This is a genomic window from Rhizobium sp. 16-488-2b, assembly GCF_017741815.1.
Classification (GTDB): domain Bacteria; phylum Pseudomonadota; class Alphaproteobacteria; order Rhizobiales; family Rhizobiaceae; genus Rhizobium.
Genome location: NZ_JAGHMF010000031.1, coordinates 108399 through 127175, shown reverse-complemented (window position 1 = coordinate 127175; position 18777 = coordinate 108399). Strand labels below are relative to the sequence as shown.

The window sequence follows — 18777 nt, the reverse complement described above, 5'->3', positions numbered from 1 at the left end:
GGTGTCACAACGATCTTCAAGTGCTGGAAGCCGTTCTACCTCGTTGCTGGAGCGAAATGATCTGGTCCAGGAGTTCGCGCTGCGCCAAAAAAGCTGGAGCAATTTCCGCAAGCGTCTCGGAGGTTGCGGTGTCCGCACCTTTGTACTCCCGCTTGTCACCAACTCCGTTTGAACCCGGGCGAACTTCTATTGGTATTGACACGCTGTGCTCTCCATCAGCCACGGTACTGCTTTGGGGGGTACCGACCTCTCCATAGTCACTCTCTTCAATCTGCACCGGTTTTTGCAAAGTTGTATCGGCTGCTCCCTGGCCGAGCTTGCCGTCAAAGAGGTTTGTGTCTCCCGGCAGCATCAAAGATGCGGGCTCGGGAAGGGAACCCTGTTGGCTTTCGAAAATCCGCTTCAATATGAGATCCGAATAATATCGCACTTTTCTCAGTTTGAGGGGAGGTTGGCCCTTGATAAGGACTATTTCATAATTGTCGTCGAGTAGGCGGACCTGTTCGGCGCGCAGAAGCGGTGCTCCTTGGTCGGAGATTTGGATGTTATGATCAAACATGCGCGCTTGGCTGTACGACGTTGAGCGAGCCTGGAACGTGTAGTCGCCGATAGCCTTAGAAATGTAGGTCGGCGTCTCGTCATCAGCAGTCGCCATGAATACCTGGACACCCGTATTGCTGAGAAAATTTTGCTTACCAGCCTCATCATAAGTTCCTGTCAAAGCCGACAGACTCTGAATAATAAACATGAAGCGGCCCTTGTAGCCGGCGATCGTCGTAATTGCCGTCTCCACGGCTTCCAGCTTGCCCAAGTGCTTGAACTCATCGAGGAGAAACAGAACTTCGTGCCGTTCATCCCAAAGTGGCAGCGATCGCTGCAGGATTGATACAACCTGCTGGAAGAGCAGACGCATCAAGGGCGCTATGACTTCGAGATCGTTCGGGCTGACACAAAGATAAATACAAGTCCTCTTCCGCCGCAGATCGTAGACGGAAAAATCCGAGCGGCTTGTAGCCGCTTTAACGAGTGGATCGGCCCAAAGATTGAGTCCGCCGTCGCCGAGCACCGATGTGTAGGACGTCAATATTTTGGTGTCATTTCCCGCCATATTGTCGAAGATGCGCTGAGCCTCTTTGTTTTGTGTTTCCTCCGCGAGTTGCGCAAATAGTTTGTATTTTTCGCCCGGCTGAGCAAACAGATCGTAAACGGCACCGATCGTTGGTGTGCCGCGCTCAATGCAACTCAATATGCCTGCTACGAAAAGATCCCGTGCCCCGTCGATGAAACCTTCGGCTCCCTTGCCTTTGGCTGTGATGAGATTCGCAGCGAGGCGGCGCGTTTCTGTAAAGCGCCGTTCGGGCGGCAACGCGGCAATATCCAGCACGGGATTGTAACAGTGCGTTCGCCGCTCTGGATCTAAGGGCGAGAACTTGAAAACCGCATCACCGCTAGATTTACGCGCCCTCGATGTGAGTTCAAATAGTTCGCCTTTCACGTCCAGAGCAATCACCGAGCCCTTGAAGGTTAGCAACGTCGGGATAACGACGCCAACGCCCTTACCAGCACGAGTCGGAGCGACAACAAGGCTGTGAGGTTGTTCTCCATTGCTCAGGTAGCTGCCAAACCAACGTGGTCCACAGGTCTTGCCGAAGATGGGACCCGTGACGTGACTGTAGCGCCGAAGGTAGCCGGCGTGCTTCATCTCACCGGAGCCTGCCCAGCGAGCAGTGCCGTGATGTTCGCGATCGCGCATCGAGAACAATAGTTGGCATAGCAACACAAGCGTCGACGTGGCAACGATAATGGCAAGTCCGCGATAGAACGTAGGGCTTTGGTATCCCAAATAAGGTGGTGTCTCATACAGGAACGCAAAAACGCTGAAAGTCATCATCGTTTCGCCAGTAAAGCCATGGCGAAATGTTGCATAGAGACTGGCTGCACAAAACCCAGCTGCCAATGAACATGCTATGCTCACAGCTAGGCGTAATGGCGTGTACTTGCCTGAATTCATCACGTAACCACGCTTTGTTCACCTATTGGAAACGCCAATTTGTTTACCGGCAGCTGGATCTACAGCCCATAGCTTTCCCGCACCCGCGGTTCAAACGCCCTCGTACCACGCTGCGCGTCACGGCCATGCCCGCTCCGGCCCATGGACTGATCTGCTAACCGGTCTGCATGTTGCGCGCGATCTTCGGTTAGGTCACCGACAGTTTTTGCATTTGACGTTCCAGGTTCGCCAACGTGGTCGTGGACACGAGTGGGATGTATGAACTCGATAAAAAGGTTTTCGGCGCCGTTCGCAACTTTGGAATTATAGGTTTCCGGCGTCATGTAAGCGTTGCCTGGCGATTTGAGCCAAACATTTTCCGCGCCATACGTATCCGTTACTGTCGCAAGCCTTTCCAACCTGAGAAGTTTTGGCCAAAACGAAAAGAAGGTTCCGCTAGGATGCTGTACCATCACCTCCGGATTGTGCACGCCCGCCTGTCGCGGGAACTCATAATCATGTTCGCTGATCCGTGGTCCAGCAGGTGTATCATAGAAATATTTGCTACCGGACTTCAATCCGCTGAAAGCATTTCCGGAGAGACCGAGCGCGTTCATTCGTTCCAGATACTTTTCCGGCCCGAGATGCAAAAGGAGCTGGTTTCGCGGCATGTAGGATCTTTGCGCGCCATCCGCTTTGACGAGGATCACACTGTTTTCCAACTCCTCCGCAGTCGGCCACTTCCGCAATCTTTCAAATAGTTGCTTGCATGTTTCAAAGCGCATAACGTGGTTCAACGGGTGGGGCCAAGGAGGAATTGGCTCGTTCCCAATTAGTAGGTGGTCACCAAGATGTTCAGCATCGAAAATCGTTTGAATGGACGGGTGTCGCGGCTGGTAAACATAGGATGCGCCAGATTCTGACTGAACCTGATAATCTAACGAGATTTTTTGTTTCTCTTTATCCGAAGCATCTCGTCGGATATCGACACGCGGTGCCTTGCCGATCTTCAGTGGCCCCGCGACGTCCGAGCCTGAAGGCTCCGCTTGGGTAGCCTGCGGTAGTCCAGATACTCCGCTTTCGAGCGTGATAGGTGCCGCCCGGGCGACGCTCGTTCCCGAAACCGTAGTGGGCGAACGAACCTCCTCGATAGCCTCGTTCAGACTGAGCCTATGAGATTTTCCAGCAACATCCTGCTCGAAACGACGCCTCTTGGAATGCAGCTCGACGAGTGCGTCGATCCGCGCTAACTCTTCGTCCGTCCATTCGGAGTCGTTGGAATTCGATTCTGATGGGCTTGTCACCAGCCGCGAAGTCCTCTGATGGGCCGCGGGGTCTCTAGGTAGTCCGTCGAGGCCCGCAGCAAAATCCTTGCCTGAGAAAACATCGCCCAACGGGGCCGCAGGAACAGCGGGTGCAACATCCCGCGCCGAAGTCGAGCGGGCTTCGAAGAGTGCGTCGATCCGCGCCAGGTCCTCCTCGGTCAGTTCGGGGAAGTCGTCGGACTTCGTTTCTAGTGGGCTCGATTCCTGCCGAGAAGTTTCCTGATGGACCGCAGGATTCGTAAGCCAGCCGTCGTGGCCTGCGGCAAGATCCTCGCGTGAGAAGGCATCGTCCAAGCTGACCGCATGAATAGTGTGCGCAACATCCCGCCTCGAAGGCGAGGGGGCTCTGAAGAGTGCGTCAATCTGCGCCAAGTCCTCGTCGGTCAACTCGGGAAATGCATCGAAGCGTTCCTCCGGTGAGCCAAGCGATCGAACGGAACCTTCTTGGATCAATCCTGAAGCTGTTTCGCTACCGATTTCGGTCGCGTCGTCGAAATAGTCACTGTCGGCGAGGATTTGGGTGCTTTCGGTGCTGGTGGACCCTGCGTCAATGCTTAAATTCGTAGCGGCTATATCAGCAGGAACAACCTGAGTACTGAGCGGCGAACTGCTGTCGGCGAGCAAATCAAGGTCATCTAACCCTGGCCCAGAGAAGCCTTGTTCCGTCGAAGGAAGGCTATCCCCGCTGTCTACCATCCAATCCGGTGCGCTGTCGAATGTTTCTTCAGGCTGGCCCTCTCCAGGAATGATGACTTCATGACTTGAACCAAAAGCGCGTGTGTCAACAGGTTGCGTCGCAATTTCGTGCTGAGATTGCGTACCGCTCTCTCCAGCCTCTTCGATATTATCCAGCTCCATTACAGACCGGTGCGCCCCTTGCGACGCAGGCGTCGCGGTCGAGCTATGGTTCATAGCCAAAGACGCGGCAATAGTACCCACCTGCTTTTCCGAGCTGGTATTCCGTTTCGCCACTGATTCACTTTCGTCACCGGTTTGCTCGTGTTCGCGCAACCGCTTTGTTTGCCCCTTGCCAAAACGTGACGACGACGTTTCGTGGTACGCTGCGGCAGTGGACTGCATTTCAATCTCCCGCAGGTATTGCATGGCCGTACGAAAATACCCTTTATTCCTCGGAAAGACCGCTGATTGGCCTGCCGGAGCTTCGGCTGATCTCGCCGGGGGTATCTCTGCGGTATTCTGGGGATGGGTTGCAGGCCGTTGATTTCCGGTGGAAGTACCTGGAAGGTCGCGAGCCCCACCAGGAATTAATGGTCGTGAGGAATTCGAGTTCACCGTAGTGGAGCGGCTCAAGTCTCGACGGAATTCTTCATCTGCCATGATCGATCCTTTTCTACCTTCTATTTCCCTCATCCCCTTGGCTGCGCCCGTCCCTTGACCGCTTGCGAATGCTCGGCTCGGCGTCATCATCACGAGGACGCTTAGAATTTGGCTGTCGCTGCTGCGGGCGATCGGCTCTCGGAGGCAATCCGTCCGTAGCGATGTTGGTCTGTCCCGGGTCATGCAACGGATTTGGTTCAGGGGGCTGTATCGGCGATCTTATCGGATCGTCCGGGGCAACCGGTACGTCGGTGATTGTCACTCCCGTCCGAATTTCGTTTACCCTGGTCAGTTTTGCGCCGCTCTGCTCTTCCTCATCACCGCGAGGCCGTTTTCGAAGAGGTCGTTGCCGAACGTCATCTTCGCGTGTTGTGTGCGTGACGGTTGCCAAACGATGAGTGCCAGAACGGCCTTCAAGATCCTGGCCGTCTCCGGCTATGGTGAGAGGGCCGTTCCTCAAATTGTCATCGTCCACAAAGGCTTCATCGCCGCGGGATTGAGAACGGGAATCGTTTCCAGACGGTACACGATTCGGCGTCACGCCGTCGCCGTTCGACCCGACTGGTGCGCGGGAACGCACTTCAGACACCGGTTGTAGACACTCGTTTCGTTCCGAACCTTCTGACACGTTTTGAGGTAGCTCACCGTACGAAGAATTGAAAGATTGATCCGGTTCTCGGTCGTTTCCCCCAGGCGAGAATTGTTCGAAATGAGGATCCTCGAAACGAATTTGATTGGCCTGCTGTCGCTCAAGGCGTCGATACTGGGCAAAAGTCATCGGCCGATCGCTGATGCCGCGCTCAGCTCGCCTGGTCGCCTCGAGGACGACGCCATGGCGAAGTGAAATCTCGGCCATTTTAATGCGCAAGGCGTCGTAATTGAGTTGGGGGTGGCGTCGGGATATTTTCAGCCAGCCGTGCCCCAAAAGTTCGCGACGATTAACGACCACATGCAGATGTGGGTGATCGCGATCGATGTGAAAGGCTGTAAGATAGTTGTATCGGCCTCCCCCTGAGCCTGACCCAAACATCTCGTCTGCCCACTCCCGGCTCGCTGCATAGGCTGCTACCTGACTTGTACCGGCAGGGAAGCTTACAATGATGTGGGTGGTCAACTCCTGTTGCCTTTCCTCGTCTGGCTGACTTTCGTGATAAGTTCCGGTTTCTTGAACCCAGCTTCGGGCGAGCTCGCGGATTTCATCCGGTGGTACGAAAGTATCGAGATGCCGGGCCGAGCGCTGCAGCTCCAACTTGCCCTTCCGGGATAGATACTCCAACTGATTGATAATCTGTTGGAGGGTCTTCGTCCCACCTCCTGGCACGATGCGGATGATGACTTGAGACCGATCGGGCATCCAACAAATTCCCCGCCAGGTGCTACGTCAGTTCTGCAAGGCGTCCGCCAGCATGGAGCAACCGTCGATCCTTCGCCGTGATACGGACAAAATGGTACGGAGCAAGCCGTCGAGGTCAGCGAACGATTTACCAAAAGCGTTTCGTTCAGCTTGCAGAGCCCCTAAATCCGTTGTCGGATTTTCAGCATAGGCGCACAGTAGCGCGGCAATGTTGTTTGAGAGTGCTCCTATGGACTGAAGTATGGCTTCCATCGTCTGACGAGACTCTGCATCGATTTCGAGAAAGCCGGCAATGCGGCGGACCGCAACTCTTATGGCCATGCTGTCGGAGAGCCCTAGCAGACGGGCTTGGCTGGAGAAGCTCTCATATTCGGCCGATCGCAAACGAGTGCTAACGACCTTGAAACCTTCAATCTTCGGGCCTTCACGCCGGTCGACAATGTCACTTGAAGTCGGTTTTTCGCTTTGCGACATGGCTTGCTCCATAGAAAGCGGAATGATCTGGATTTGTTCCGAAGTGGAATTCTCCAGTCGAGACCAGCAGAGCCTAGCCTCGAACGGAATAAATTCAAGAATATCCTGCGCATAGTTCGATTTGTATAGTTACATTTGCAATTATCTTTCAATGCAATTGAAATATATGCTTGGTAGTTTTCTTTTATACACACAGCCACACATACAGACAAAAATACGAACGCACTTTCGTTCACAACGTCGGCAGGATAAACCCATGAAACTTCTGACATTTTGCTCATTTAAAGGAGGCGCCGGCAAGACCACGGCGCTCATGGGCCTTTGCGCCGCTTTTGCAAGAGACGGCAAAAGAGTGGCTCTCTTCGATGCCGATGAGAACCGCCCCTTAACGCGATGGAAAGAAAACGCCATGCGTAGCAACACCTGGGATACATCCTGCGAGGTGTACGCCGCAGAAGAAATGTCACTTCTTGAAGCGGCTTATGAGGACGCCGAGCTTCAAGATTTTGACTATGCGTTGGCCGATACGCATGGTGGTTCGAGCGAGCTCAACAACACAATCATCGCTAGCTCAAACCTGCTTCTGATCCCCACAATGTTAACTCCGCTCGATGTCGATGAGGCTCTTTCAACATACCGTTATGTCGTCGAGCTGCTGCTGAGCGAGAACTTGGTGATCCCGACCGCCGTGTTGCGCCAGCGGGTCCCGGTTGGCCGATTGACCACGTCGCAACGCGCGATGTCAGACATGCTGGCGAACCTGCCTGTCGTGCAATCTCCAATGCACGAAAGAGACGCATTCGCTGCAATGAAGGAGCGTGGCATGTTGCATCTCACATTGCTGAACACGGCAAATGATCCGACGATGCGCCTCCTCGAGCGGAACCTCAGAATTGCGATGGAGGAACTCGTGACAATTTCAGAATTGATCGGCGAAACCTTGGGGAACTGAAGATGGGGATCCGCAAACCCGCTTTGTCTGTCGGTGAAGCAAGACGGCTTGCTGCCGCGCGACCGGAGATCGTTCACCCAATCCCAGCTCGTTCCTCGCAAAACTCGGCGCAACCGCAGTTACCTGAAAGAGGCGGACAGGAAGATCGACCACCTCCTCCTATCGCCGCCAAGCGTCGTGACAACTCCGATCGGCAATCAATGCTAACGGCGGACGCCTTGAGTTCGACTGCGCCGCCGGAAAAGATCCAGGTCTTTCTTTCGGCGCGACCACCCGCTCCTGAGGTATCAAAGATATATGATAACTTGATTCTGCAGTACAGCGCTTCCAAGGCGCTGCAGATGATCTTGCGCCGTGCACTCGCCGATTTTGAGAACATGTTGGCGGACGGATCATTTAGCACGGCCCCGAATAGCTACGCGGTTCCCCAGGCAATTTCCGAAAAATCTATCATCGTTCAGACCTCCCGCATGTTCCCGGTATCGCTGCTAAAAATCGCTCGCAATCATTTTGATCCGTTGGGATTGGAGACTGCCCGGGCTTTTGGCCACAAACTGGCTACAGCCGCGCTTGCATCTTTCTTCGCTGGAGAGAAGAAGACTAGAGGCTAACCTTTAGGACCTATCCGACCACTTCGCAGTGCTGATGTGCTCGGAGTACGGAGTATAAGCGGCCCATGCCACTCGGCCAGAACAATCAGTTAACTTTGGGAACAGGGTGCCAAGTCGGTAGGCACCCCTGCATCAGGCCGCCATCATGCCTCCATAGGAAACATTCACGTCAGCGTCAAAGAAATAGCCGGCGCCTCTTGCAGTCTTGATTAACTGAGGGTTTGTTGCGTTCTCTTCGAGTTTTCGGCGGAGCCTCAATATGAGGACGTCTATACTTCTGTCATATACCTCCTCCTCGCGCACTCGACTGGCGATCAGAAGCTGCTCGCGTGATAGGACGTCTCGCGGTTTCTCCAGGAAAGCAACCAAAAGATTAAACTCACCTGCCGTGAGTTTCACCTCAGCGCCCTCTTCCGAAATCAAACGGCGTTGCCTGAGGTTAAGGGTCCAGTCAGCGAAATAAAATGAGCGTCGATCTTTCGTTCGCGCGACGCTGGGCCGCACGCGCAATGCAACACGGATGCGCGCTAGAAATTCGCGGGTCCCAAAAGGCTTGGCGATAAAATCGGTTGCTCCCAGTTCGAGCGCGACAACTTTGTCCGCCTCCTCAAGGCGATCACCGCTAATAATTATGATTGGGACGTCTGATTTGGTCGCCAGGGTGCGAACGATCTCAAGCCCATCTTCACGACCCAAATTAAGATCGACAACCGCAACATCGACGGTCTCGGAAGAGAGCACGCGATTGAACTGCTTGCTATCGGCTACAGCGGTCACCTTAAAGGCATGTACCGTAAGGTACTCGACTATAAGATGACGCATAGCGACATCGTCATCTATGACAAGAACGTGCTTCAACGGTTCGCCTTTCAATCTAGGATCCTGGCCAGCAATTTGCAGCTCAACGGAATCTATGCATGCAAAGGATGTATGTGTTAGACTCCACTCGTCAATTTTTTCTCACTATACGGGAACTCCGGCAGAATTTCGGCCCGGCCCGTGCATGACAAAAATGCTAACGAATTGTTTCAGTTTCATGACAAAGATTGCTGGGCTTTGCTACAAATGTAATTTTGTAACAAACCCCGTTATATTTTGAGTGGAAGGAATACTACTATTGATTGAGAAGATCGCCTATGGTCTCGCCTCGACGGCGCGCCTCTGCCGCAAGCCAGATTTCGCCCACCTCATAGACGTCATCGTAGGCATGGAAAGGTATGATCACATCGATGGCCGTTGCGAGCATGTCAATCAGTGTGCGATCTTCCAAGCTAGCGCCTTGCGTACTACTTTTTACGAGTGAAAACAGCTTTTTGAAACCTTGAATGGGATTGGCGCCGTGTATTGTGGAAATCGATCCCGGATGCCCTGAGACGACTTCACTCAGATAAGCCCATGCAGCGTCGTCGCGCATCTCGCCGAGCAGTATTCGGTCCGGTCGCATACGCAGACTAGCCTGGAGCAGGTGCTCGGCGGTCACGGCACCCAGCCCAACCCCATTCTTAGAATAGAGTAGCCTTACGTGGTTCTCGTGTGGAATGACCAGTTCGAGCGTATCTTCAATGGTGATCAGCCTTTCCTGCGGCGGGATAGCGCTGATCAAGGTTTTGCTCATCGTCGTCTTGCCGCTACCAGTGGGGCCGCAAAGCAGCATCGTCAGTCGACCAACGACGCACGCGTGCAGAAACGCTTCCAGATCCCCGTTGTCGTAATGCTGAAGGATAGCGTCATCATGCTGATCTTGCCGCATTTTTCGTGTCTGCCACTGATTCCACCTCGAAGCAGCGTAACGGGACGAGACTTCTCTAAGACCAGAAACACGGGAGCTTGGGCGTCGAATCGTTAAGCTGACGGTACCCGATGGGACGGTCGGCGGCAAACAAATTTGCAGCCGCTCACCACCTGGAAGTTCAGTAGCGCAAAGGGGGTTGCGTGGTCCGACATCCTGCTTTCTCAGCGCGCCAGCTAAAATAGCGATATCTTCAAGATCATCATAGGACAGAGGCAGAGGCAATTTGGTGAAGATGCCAGCTTGGCGTACAAATGCCTCTCCAGGTCGGTTTATCGCAACTTCTTCGGTCCTCGAGTCGTCGAGCCACTCCAAAATCGGCTTGAGCAGGAAGCGTAATTGCGGATCCACCTCCATTTGTATTGTATCCCCATCTGTAAGCGAAAAGTTGAATTCTTTAAGGGCGGCGATCCCGTCCCCGCACCGTGCCGGCAGTGGTGCGAAGCTGGTAAATGCCCGAGAAATCGAGGTCCCGTGCCACGAAAATGGAGACCTTGTCCCCCTGATTTTTCTTCAAAGTTGGCGGTATGTTGATGGTGGCCTTGAGGGCTGTGTCCGCCGTTTGTTCACCGTTATTCTGGAAGCTGTTGAAGCTCATCCCGCCGCCCGAGTTACTACCGTAGGTGCTCGCTGCTTGGAAGGCTCCTTGCACCACACTCAAGAGCATGGCCCCACTAAAGCGCTGCCAGAAGTGGTTATCGACCATGCCCGGTAATCCCGAGCGACCGAGTTCGTCTGCGCTTGGCGATGCAAGCGAAATCATGGCATGGTCGGGCGTCTCCGCGCGATCCCAAAGCACAAAAACGCGCGCATCACCCTGCTGTAGACCACGTTGGATTTCGCCTACAACGGTGGTGCCACGATCGAGAAGCACGACATTATTCGTTGCTCCACGAACATCTTGAGGCAACACGCATTTTACGTAACCTGCCAAATTTGTGTCGATTGCCGTTTGTAGGATGCACGGAATAATCGTCCCCTGCGTCACCATGAAGTCCGGGTGGGGCAAGAGCGTAGCCCTGCTAGGCTGTAGCTCAGTGGGCTTCATGCGTATCGACAGATCGTTCTCGGTAGCTACTTCGCCGTTCGGCAAGGACCTGTCTTCTCCTGTGTCTTCGTGTCTTCGGTCAATCTCGCCCTGATTGGCGCGCTTGCTGATCCCTTGATCACCACTGGTATACGCAAAAATCGGTGTTTCTTCCGGGCGCGGTTCATGCCGCTCCGGCTCACTTCGTCCTGGTGGAACAGCAGTCGGCTGGACGGCTTCCTGGACAGCCGGAGGATCAGGCGGAACCTCAATTGGAGCCGGATGAAATGGCTTGGTGTTCGTAGCAATCATGGTTGCCGGCGGTGCGTTTCCATATTCCTTCCTTTGACGCCCACCAAGCCAAACGAGGCTAAGTGATAACGCGAGAACGACACCTCCTACGACCAACTTTTGAGACCCGGAAAGGCGCCGGCGATGTGTGTCGGAGACGAGAGATCCAGATGCATCGACATTATGCGCCGATTGCTGATTATCGTCGTTCATCCCCTCGCCTCCTTAAGGACGCGCTTCACATCAGGCCTCACAGTGCCCGTCTCTGGCCTCCGGCCCACGGGATCGTAAGCGGTATTCCAGATGCATAGTACGGTGTGGCCATCCCTCAGACGCCAGCCACGGGAAACCGAAGAAATCTCGACATAGCTCCCTTTGACTGAATAGTTCGCGACAGCCTCTTTGCCATCGGCATTCATCGTGTAGATGGAGGGTATGCGCACATTGCCTGGGAAGTGGAATACCGTCGTAAATCCATTGTCGAAGACTTCGAGCGGCAACAGCGAACGATCGCCCTGAGCGACGTAATGCCAATTCTTGTCTCCGGCAACAACGGTCGTGGCAGGCTGATCCAATAAATCCACCGCTCTGCGTTGATATTGTGCTTCTGCATGCAGACGGTCTGCAACAGCCTTTTCTTGTGCCTCCTTCCTGCGAGCCGCTGTGTCATCGGAAGGGTACGCGAATTGTACGCTGTAGTAGAGATCGGGCTGCTCTTTATCGAGGCGCGACATCGTCTTGGAAGATATGCTGAAAACATAGCGCCGCATCCCGGCATCGCTGGCAGTTAGCACGACCACTGGCTGGGGCGGCAGAACCTGGCTAGCCTTGAAGAAAAGATAATTTCCGCGCGGAAGGGCCGCGAGATCTTTGCTATTGGAAACGGCAACAGCGGTAACCGTTTCGTTAGCCGCGAATGTAACAACCAAGGTGGCTCCAACCGCCGTCGATAGGCGCACCACTTGATCGGGATTGTAAGCCAGATAGCGCATGCGCGGATCGAGTTTGCCGGCCGCCGGCGTGTCTTCAGCCTTCGCGCCGGTCGCGGCGAAAAGTAAACATACCAGAATGAGAAACGCTTTTTTCGTCATGGTTCGCTGTGGCCTACGTTCGAAACGGTATCTTCCGATGTCTGGTAGGAGGTGACAACCACACCTCCCGGGTTGGTCAGTCTCAATCTCCCGGGCAAGTTGGTCACCTTTTCGTAGCGAACTGTCGCAGTCCACGTGCTCACCACCGGCATTTTGCCGTCGACGACGAGGGTCCGTTTATAGCGAATTTGCTGCACACCCGGAGCGACATCATTCGAAGCGATGTGCTCGACCTCCAGCCTGCCGCGTTTGCCGAGAATCACTTGAGGCGAACTGGGATTGGGATAGTTGAAGAATTGCTGATAATCTTGGCGCACTGTTGGGGCGCTGAAGTTCGATACCAGGTCATAGGCGTACTGGGCGGTATCGGCATTATAGCTCTCGCGCAGCCGAACATACTCCCACAACGAGGCGTTAACGACGGCCTCCTCCTGAGTTGCAGGCAATCGCGAGACGGATACCTCGCTGTCAACGGTGCCATCCGGCCGTACCCATAGATATACTGGCACAAGCCTGATCAGCGGCACCATGGTGGCAATGGTAAAGGCTTGAGCAACATTCCCTAAGACCGCAACGGCCGCGACAATTGCAATGACCTTGGAGAGACGCCGCGCCGATTTCGCACGCGCAGTTTGAAAAGCCTCCACTGCCTTGTAGTGCTCAGCTAGGCTTTCCCGCCCTACCAACAAGGCGTATTCAGACTCCTTCATGGCGTCCACCCGCGTTGGTGAGCTGAAGATCTGACGGCGTAGGCTGCCATCGCCCGACATTCAGCGGGAATATTGGGCCTTTGCAGCTCGCCAATTTGTCGTTCGTCTGGCAACCGCTTAAAGCGAGAACCATACATAGTAGGCAATATTTCATCGAGTTCTCCATTGACGCGATCTTTTCGCGCGCCTAGCGGCGCTCGACGTGAGCGAAGCGTCGGTACAAGCTGTTGGCAGATTGAGTCGAGCCGCTCCAATAACTGCCTCCGATGTTGCCGGCGATTGCCGGCAAAGCGACAATGAGCGCGTCACCAGTCAGAAAGAACATGTCGAGTTCGTAAAGACCAATGATCTTAGCCGCGGTCGTACCGGCGAGGGTAATTACCCCGAGCATAAGGGTGAGCGCAGTCGCTTCAGTTAGAATGACGATGGTCGCCACGAGGTTTAACAGGAGAAGCAGGAGACCGTAGGTGATAAGTTGACCAATCCACTTGGCCGCAATGTCGCGAGTGCGATCAAAGATATATCCTACGAGGATCAGCGGACCGATCGCCAGCAGCACTTTCGTGAGAATGCCAACGGCGTCGTAAATTCCGAACGCAGACCAGAGCGTGCCGTAAAAGACCCATTGAGCCCCCTGAAAAGCAAGGATGTCCTGGTCATTCATTGGCCCGATTTCGGATGCGATTTTCTGAAATGCGACCTGGGTTAGGGCGAACATCGTATCCAGCTGAGCTGGAATGGTCTGCAGTGGCAGCCCACTGCCACTAAACTGCTGAATAAAGTTTGGAATCGTCTCTTCAAAGACTGAAACCACATAGTCATGGTAGTTGGCTTGCCCGACGACAAGGGCAACAACGACGGTGACCGTGATCACCCGAGTGATACCACCGCGCGTGTCGATTTCGCCACGCATGACCAGAATACCCTGAACGATAATCCAAAGAGTGACACAGGCGATCAATGGCGCGCTCACCGCCTGCTGGATCGTCCCAAGCATCGTGTCGAGGCCTGTAGTAAAGGCTAGATCGAAGATCGTATGAATGGCCGTAAACGGCGCCGGAATCGTGAAGTTCATCGTTTGGACCTGACCTTGACTGGCTTGTCGCGGAATGTCGGATACACTAAACTTGCATGCTGAAGTGTGCGGATGGACAGCACGAATAAGTTGCGCAATCTCAGGGGGCGACCCCAAAGATGACCGCAGTCTTTTGATGCTCTTTGCGTTGAGCTGCCGCCTCTTCGGCCTCATGAAGGCCAGCCTGGGCGGTGGTCATCGTTAACAAGTTGGTCGCCTGGACATTTTGAATCATTGCGTCGTGAATCTGCTTGAGAAGCAAACCGTTGGTGACGGTTGCCTGCATAATATTGCGGGAGCGAGAAAGCTGTGCCGACGTCTCGGTGTTCGCCGTCAAGCGTTTGTCCATCGCCTCCAGGTTGTCGGCCGCAATGCCGGCGCTATTCGCGGCACCGGTGATCTGCGACCGCAACAGTTCCGCTTCAGCGTCGCCACCAACTACGGCGCGATCTCTATCGGTGGTGATCGCACGCGCCATGGTCGACATTGGTGTTCGCGCCGAAAACATTTCCGTGTCCAAGTCCCTGGTCGAGGGATACTGATTTTTCTGATTGAGCGAAGTCAGCAGTCCGGTGACACCGTAGGCCGACGTCAACATTGTAACCATCGCTATAGTCTGACTGAGATTTTCAGCAGTTGTGAGCGCCGTCGCCAGCGTCTCGGCTTCCGTCCCCGGGTCGCTAACAACGAACTGCGCCCGCGCGGAGCCAGCAGAAAGAAGGCTGACGGTCAACGCCATTGCAATATGTTGCGTCGTCTTCATAGTTTCCTACCTTTGATCAATCTTTTGCCTCTTGGTAACGGGCCATGAATTCGCTGAGCCAGGCGGATGGGTGGTCTCCCTGTGATTCGCGCAACCTATCCGCGAATCGCACCGTGTTGGCGCGTCCCGACAGGACGGCGACATATTCGCGCATTTCCCGCAGATCAAATTCGCAGATGACGCTTCCGCTCTCTCGTTTAAGCAGAAACTTCCGATTACCTACCGCCATGTCTTCACGGATCGCCTGAAATTCCTTTTCAGTGCATTTCAGTCCATCGACATATGCCGATCGGTCTGCGGTAGGCGACGGATAGAAGATCTTCGTCATACATTGCGCAACCAGGCTGGCGCCTAACTGCGATTCCAGAACATGCTCAGGTTGCTGGGTTGCCAGTATTAGCATCCCGTTGTTTTTGCGAACGGTAAGCAGGAATTTGTCGACCACAGCCGAAAATTTAGGGTTTAACAGATAGGCGCGAAACTCATCGCAACTCATCACAAACCGGCGGCCATCGACCATGGCTCCAATTCGGTGTAGGAGATATGCTGCGGCGGGAGCGCATACTTCCTCATATTCGAGAAGATGCGTCATATCGAAACCAGTAATCGAAGGATCCAATTTTACTTCGTCAAGCTCGCCGTCGAATGCCCAGCCCAGTGCATTGCCTCGGCACCAGCGTTCGAGTCGCGCTCCCGCGCCTTCGGCAGGCCCATGCAACAGAAATTCACGTAATCCCGCGATAGACCGCATATGGGGATCAAATGAGAGCTGTCGATGAATGCCCCGCACTAGACGGCGATTCTCTTCCGGAGAAATTCCTCCACGGCCATCGCTCTCAATGAGCGCGACGATCCATTCGCACAGAAAATCGTGCGAGGATGCCGTATTTTCCAGACCACGCAACGGCGCCAATCCGCTAGGCGCTCCTCTGCGGAGTGCCAAATATGTTCCTCCAGTGGCGCGGACCAGCAACTCACCCCCACGGTCCTTGTCGAAGAAGACAACCGCACCTCCGCGATCAACCATGCTTTGCTCGAGCATGGCGAGGATAAAGGTCATGAGCGTCGTTTTGCCCCTTCCGATAGGGCCAAATATCGCCGTCATGCCGACATCGTGCTCATGCGGAATGTAGTCGAAGGGCGTTCCACCATTAGTGCGAAAGCGCGCAATCGCGTTGCCCCAGTGACCTGAGCTCGACCCCTCGGGAAAACTTTCGAAGGAGACTAAACCAGCGAAGTTGCGCGAAGTGATTGCGCCTGGACGTGTGCGCCACTTATAGTTTCCCGGCAGCTGCGACCAATAGGCCGCTTCCATGCCGATGCCTTCTTGGACAACAACGGCTCCCGCATCCGCCAATCGCGTCCGGGCCCGAGCACCTCTGTCGGCAAGACTATTGAGATCGTTTGCGTATATGCAAAGGCTCAAATGATGTGACCCCATAACGAATTCGTTGCTCGCCAGTGCGTCCTCCGCCTCGGATAATTTGTTGATTTGGGTAACGGCTTTATCGCCAGAACTCATCATTTGGCTCGACTTGAGGCTGAGCTTCGCGTGCGCTTGCGCGCGAGTCAGGAACGAGAAGCTCTGCGTCAGAACAAGTGGAAAATCGAGAGACAATAGGGTATTGAGCATGCCCGGTCGCGTCCTTGCCGGGTATTCGCGAAACGAGTAGATAGATCCAACATAACTGTCCTTTGGCGTTCGGATCTCGAGCCCTCGCTTGCCGCAAATGACTCTGTCGGTATAGATCGAAGCGCCCAGTGAGCCGCTGACGACCGGAACCGGCGTGAATCGACCAGTCATTATTAGCCGCAGCGCTTCTCCAACCTCCGTGAAAAGTACGTCTTGCTTCTCACGAACGCCAAGCCGACGCAGGCCGTACGCTTCGAGAGCATCAGCGACAACATGCCAAAGATCTTCCAAGTTCCTGATTTGACTTGTTAGATCGTTTTCCTTTTTTCTATGGAGTTTGCTGAACCTCCTCCTGACTTTTCCAAGCGCCGCTCGGGGGAACACGATTAGCGTAAGGAAGTGGTCGTTGCGAAGGAGTTGGCCGGAGAGCACCCTCTGCTCAAAAGCTTCGCTTAGGCTCGCGGAGAAAGCGCTACGGAAGTGTCGCGGCGCCGATGGTGGCACATCGTCGTGACGTACGAGGTGAGCATATATTGACACATGATCATCAGCGATATTACGCAACAGCGTGTTAAATGCACGACAACGTGCATTGCGCATTTCAGTATCCTCGAGCTCAAAGGCAACGCCGTTAAGACGCGCCATCGTCATGATCGATCCATCTTCGAGAAGGACGATATGGTCGCTGAGGTGCCCAACGTAGGGGAGATAGACCTCACCGGATCTTTCGGTCGTGCCACTTGCGCCGAGCATTAGGCCATTCCTCTCCCTCGCGTGGGAACCTTGATCGGATTTGGGCTAACGCTTGCGCCGCCCCAAATCAGACCATCAACGCTCCTTCCTGCCGTCTGCAAAAACAGCAGAACGACGCTGGCCGCATTGTAGTCTCGCTCCACGACGAGCCGCGCCGCGAACCACAAGGGCACGAGAACGACTTCGTAGAGCGGGTTCTGAACGATAACTATGACAAAGCCAGCAAACATCATGAATAGCCCCGCCAATGTCAGCGGCACCCCAAGAAACAATGCGGGCCGTGTCGCCGCCAGGTAAAGGGTCGCTTCTTCTAGATAATCATCCATCAACCACCGCCAGTCAGCGTTTTGCCGAGGAAGCTAGCTCCAAACATGATGACAATGCCGCCGACGACGCCGGCAACGAGACCGAGCGAAGCTCGCCCGAACATCCAAGAGATTCCGATGGCCACAATGCCGAGAACAGCGAGTGACTGGCCGAACGGACCGAGGATAAACGTGCATATGTTGTTAACCATTGTGGCTGGGTCAGTACCGCCACCCGCAGATTGGGCTGCGGCCGGCCCTGAGGAGAAAATGCTCCATCCCATTGCACCGCCCACGCTCGGCGCATAGCCAGACACAATGCGCATCATCGCGTTCGAGATCGAGAGGCGATTCAGATGTACACGGTATCTCTCAAAGCATCGCATTATTGCTGACCTCCTTCATTTAAGTCGAATAAGAGTTGATTGTTGTCTTCGGATTTGCGGTTGTCCGGTTCTGGCGGCGGTGGCGGACCAGATGAACCGCCAGCCCCGCCCTCCGGAGAACGGCGCTTGTATGAACCCCAAACATCCCATGTTTCTTCGGATCTCGCTTTCTCACGATCGTCTTTTTGACGCTCGGTTAACGGAGGGATGAGCTGTTGAGCGGCCGTTTCAACTTTTCGCACGTAGCCGTTCGCAAAACCGTGCGTGAAATCACCGGTGTTGTAGGCGGAGATTGCCCGGCGAAGCGCCAATTGCTCTTCGTCGGCCGTTTCGCCCCCAGCATACCGACGAGCAAGCAAGTTTGCGGCGGCAGACAATGACGTGCACGCTTGAAGGGCACCGCCAGGTGTCAGACCGAGCGCGGAAAAATTCCGAGAATTGATCTGCATGAGGCCAACATCCAGCGAATGCCGCGCGTCGAGACGGTCCATCACGACCTGCGTTGCTTGTGCGTGATTCTGCCAGTGAAGCGTTTCGCCTGTGGTATTGTCATGTACCGTAAGCGGATCAAAGAGGCTCTCGACCTTAGCAATCGCCGCAAGGGTAGATGGCGCAACTGATGGCGCGCATTCGCGGGCAAAATAATCGAACTCGGCAAATGAGAGTGGCGCCGCTTCGCTCGACGAACACACGGAGGCCAATAAGACGATCGACAGTGGCCCCGTTGCCCTGAACATTCCTTATCTCCCCAATCGATAACCAACACAGCCCTTCGGTTGGAAGAGATGCGCCATTTGATGTTCACGATCATCGGGTGGGTTGGTTACTCTAGGATTTTTGATTTCTTCTTTTCTATTTCATTTGAAGCGAGAACTCCTTTTCAAGGTATTAGGCACGCGACGGCAAAAGA

At 54.5% G+C, this 18777-nt stretch carries 18 protein-coding genes; 2 read left to right on the top strand and 16 right to left on the bottom strand.

What is annotated here, in order from left to right:
- Positions 1 to 16 precede the first annotated feature (16 nt).
- The 4 genes from virD4 to virD1 form a co-directional block, all read right to left on the bottom strand.
- Positions 17 to 2011 (bottom strand): type IV secretion system ATPase VirD4, encoded by a 1995-nt coding sequence (gene virD4 / locus J5286_RS22880; RefSeq protein WP_174080948.1) that lies wholly within the window; start codon positions 2009 to 2011, stop codon positions 17 to 19.
- Positions 2012 to 2070: 59 nt separating this feature from the next.
- Complete coding sequence (locus J5286_RS22875) at positions 2071 to 4395, bottom strand: virA/G regulated protein (protein WP_245206674.1); 2325 nt, start codon at positions 4393 to 4395, stop codon at positions 2071 to 2073.
- A gap of 271 nt (positions 4396 to 4666) precedes the next feature.
- A complete protein-coding gene (locus J5286_RS22870; protein ID WP_209193641.1) occupies positions 4667 to 6007 on the bottom strand; it encodes a T-DNA border endonuclease VirD2 in 1341 nt (446 codons plus the stop codon).
- A gap of 27 nt (positions 6008 to 6034) precedes the next feature.
- Positions 6035 to 6481 carry a T-DNA border endonuclease subunit VirD1 gene (gene virD1, locus J5286_RS22865; protein ID WP_042474831.1) on the bottom strand — a complete coding sequence of 149 codons (447 nt, stop codon included), beginning with the start codon at positions 6479 to 6481 and terminating at the stop codon, positions 6035 to 6037.
- A gap of 256 nt (positions 6482 to 6737) precedes the next feature.
- Between virD1 and J5286_RS22860 the strand changes: the two genes are divergently transcribed.
- Positions 6738 to 7433 carry a conjugal transfer ATPase VirC1 gene (locus J5286_RS22860; RefSeq protein WP_042474834.1) on the top strand — a complete coding sequence of 232 codons (696 nt, stop codon included), beginning with the start codon at positions 6738 to 6740 and terminating at the stop codon, positions 7431 to 7433.
- 2 nt (positions 7434 to 7435) lie between these two features.
- Positions 7436 to 8044: a conjugal transfer protein VirC2 gene (locus J5286_RS22855; protein ID WP_174080945.1), complete on the top strand. Its 609-nt coding sequence runs from the start codon at positions 7436 to 7438 to the stop codon at positions 8042 to 8044.
- 132 nt (positions 8045 to 8176) lie between these two features.
- Here J5286_RS22855 and virG read toward each other — a convergent pair whose 3' ends face one another.
- From virG to J5286_RS22795, 12 genes are all read right to left on the bottom strand, one after another.
- Positions 8177 to 8938, bottom strand: a complete 762-nt coding sequence (gene virG / locus J5286_RS22850; RefSeq protein ID WP_161990910.1) for a two-component system response regulator VirG — start codon at positions 8936 to 8938, stop codon at positions 8177 to 8179.
- Positions 8939 to 9158: 220 nt separating this feature from the next.
- A complete protein-coding gene (virB11, locus tag J5286_RS22845; protein WP_110924661.1) occupies positions 9159 to 10190 on the bottom strand; it encodes a P-type DNA transfer ATPase VirB11 in 1032 nt (343 codons plus the stop codon).
- Positions 10191 to 10230: 40 nt separating this feature from the next.
- A complete protein-coding gene (gene virB10 / locus J5286_RS22840) occupies positions 10231 to 11364 on the bottom strand; it encodes a type IV secretion system protein VirB10 (protein ID WP_209193640.1) in 1134 nt (377 codons plus the stop codon).
- The gene (gene virB9, locus J5286_RS22835; RefSeq protein ID WP_042474844.1) at positions 11361 to 12242 is read right to left on the bottom strand and encodes a P-type conjugative transfer protein VirB9; all 882 of its coding nucleotides are present in this window, start codon (positions 12240 to 12242) and stop codon (positions 11361 to 11363) included. The genes virB10 and virB9 overlap by 4 nt, the downstream gene beginning before the upstream one ends.
- A complete protein-coding gene (locus tag J5286_RS22830; protein ID WP_042475081.1) occupies positions 12239 to 12952 on the bottom strand; it encodes a type IV secretion system protein VirB8 in 714 nt (237 codons plus the stop codon). The genes virB9 and J5286_RS22830 overlap by 4 nt, the downstream gene beginning before the upstream one ends.
- Complete coding sequence (locus J5286_RS22825) at positions 12939 to 13085, bottom strand: type IV secretion system lipoprotein VirB7 (RefSeq protein WP_374190072.1); 147 nt, start codon at positions 13083 to 13085, stop codon at positions 12939 to 12941. The genes J5286_RS22830 and J5286_RS22825 overlap by 14 nt, the downstream gene beginning before the upstream one ends.
- Before the next feature lie 54 nt (positions 13086 to 13139).
- Positions 13140 to 14027, bottom strand: a complete 888-nt coding sequence (locus tag J5286_RS22820; RefSeq protein WP_042474849.1) for a type IV secretion system protein — start codon at positions 14025 to 14027, stop codon at positions 13140 to 13142.
- A gap of 100 nt (positions 14028 to 14127) precedes the next feature.
- Positions 14128 to 14790: a pilin minor subunit VirB5 gene (gene virB5 / locus J5286_RS22815; protein ID WP_042474851.1), complete on the bottom strand. Its 663-nt coding sequence runs from the start codon at positions 14788 to 14790 to the stop codon at positions 14128 to 14130.
- A 16-nt stretch (positions 14791 to 14806) separates the two neighbouring features.
- A complete protein-coding gene (virB4, locus tag J5286_RS22810) occupies positions 14807 to 17176 on the bottom strand; it encodes a type IV secretion/conjugal transfer ATPase VirB4 (RefSeq protein WP_042474854.1) in 2370 nt (789 codons plus the stop codon).
- Complete coding sequence (locus J5286_RS22805; protein ID WP_042474859.1) at positions 17176 to 17502, bottom strand: type IV secretion system protein VirB3; 327 nt, start codon at positions 17500 to 17502, stop codon at positions 17176 to 17178. The genes virB4 and J5286_RS22805 overlap by 1 nt, the downstream gene beginning before the upstream one ends.
- Positions 17502 to 17867: a pilin major subunit VirB2 gene (virB2, locus tag J5286_RS22800; protein WP_042474862.1), complete on the bottom strand. Its 366-nt coding sequence runs from the start codon at positions 17865 to 17867 to the stop codon at positions 17502 to 17504. The genes J5286_RS22805 and virB2 overlap by 1 nt, the downstream gene beginning before the upstream one ends.
- Positions 17867 to 18604: a type IV secretion system lytic transglycosylase VirB1 gene (locus J5286_RS22795; protein ID WP_042474864.1), complete on the bottom strand. Its 738-nt coding sequence runs from the start codon at positions 18602 to 18604 to the stop codon at positions 17867 to 17869. The genes virB2 and J5286_RS22795 overlap by 1 nt, the downstream gene beginning before the upstream one ends.
- Positions 18605 to 18777: the final 173 nt, after the last annotated feature.

Bases quoted from the DNA above. Each gene is read 5' to 3' on its own strand.
- virB4 (WP_042474854.1), bottom strand. From the start codon at position 17,176: ATGCTCGGCGCAAGTGGCACGACCGAAAGATCCGGTGAGGTCTATCTC.
- J5286_RS22870 (WP_209193641.1), bottom strand. From the start codon at position 6,007: ATGCCCGATCGGTCTCAAGTCATCATCCGCATCGTGCCAGGAGGTGGG.
- J5286_RS22875 (WP_245206674.1), bottom strand. From the start codon at position 4,395: ATGCAGTCCACTGCCGCAGCGTACCACGAAACGTCGTCGTCACGTTTT.
- virB11 (WP_110924661.1), bottom strand. From the start codon at position 10,190: ATGGAGGTGGATCCGCAATTACGCTTCCTGCTCAAGCCGATTTTGGAG.
- J5286_RS22795 (WP_042474864.1), bottom strand. From the start codon at position 18,604: ATGTTCAGGGCAACGGGGCCACTGTCGATCGTCTTATTGGCCTCCGTG.
- J5286_RS22855 (WP_174080945.1), top strand. From the start codon at position 7,436: ATGGGGATCCGCAAACCCGCTTTGTCTGTCGGTGAAGCAAGACGGCTT.
- virD4 (WP_174080948.1), bottom strand. From the start codon at position 2,011: ATGAATTCAGGCAAGTACACGCCATTACGCCTAGCTGTGAGCATAGCA.
- J5286_RS22830 (WP_042475081.1), bottom strand. From the start codon at position 12,952: ATGAAGGAGTCTGAATACGCCTTGTTGGTAGGGCGGGAAAGCCTAGCT.
- J5286_RS22820 (WP_042474849.1), bottom strand. From the start codon at position 14,027: ATGAACTTCACGATTCCGGCGCCGTTTACGGCCATTCATACGATCTTC.
- J5286_RS22825 (WP_374190072.1), bottom strand. From the start codon at position 13,085: ATGGTTCTCGCTTTAAGCGGTTGCCAGACGAACGACAAATTGGCGAGC.
- virB9 (WP_042474844.1), bottom strand. From the start codon at position 12,242: ATGACGAAAAAAGCGTTTCTCATTCTGGTATGTTTACTTTTCGCCGCG.
- J5286_RS22860 (WP_042474834.1), top strand. From the start codon at position 6,738: ATGAAACTTCTGACATTTTGCTCATTTAAAGGAGGCGCCGGCAAGACC.
- virB10 (WP_209193640.1), bottom strand. From the start codon at position 11,364: ATGAACGACGATAATCAGCAATCGGCGCATAATGTCGATGCATCTGGA.
- virB5 (WP_042474851.1), bottom strand. From the start codon at position 14,790: ATGAAGACGACGCAACATATTGCAATGGCGTTGACCGTCAGCCTTCTT.
- virD1 (WP_042474831.1), bottom strand. From the start codon at position 6,481: ATGTCGCAAAGCGAAAAACCGACTTCAAGTGACATTGTCGACCGGCGT.
- J5286_RS22805 (WP_042474859.1), bottom strand. From the start codon at position 17,502: ATGGATGATTATCTAGAAGAAGCGACCCTTTACCTGGCGGCGACACGG.
- virB2 (WP_042474862.1), bottom strand. From the start codon at position 17,867: ATGCGATGCTTTGAGAGATACCGTGTACATCTGAATCGCCTCTCGATC.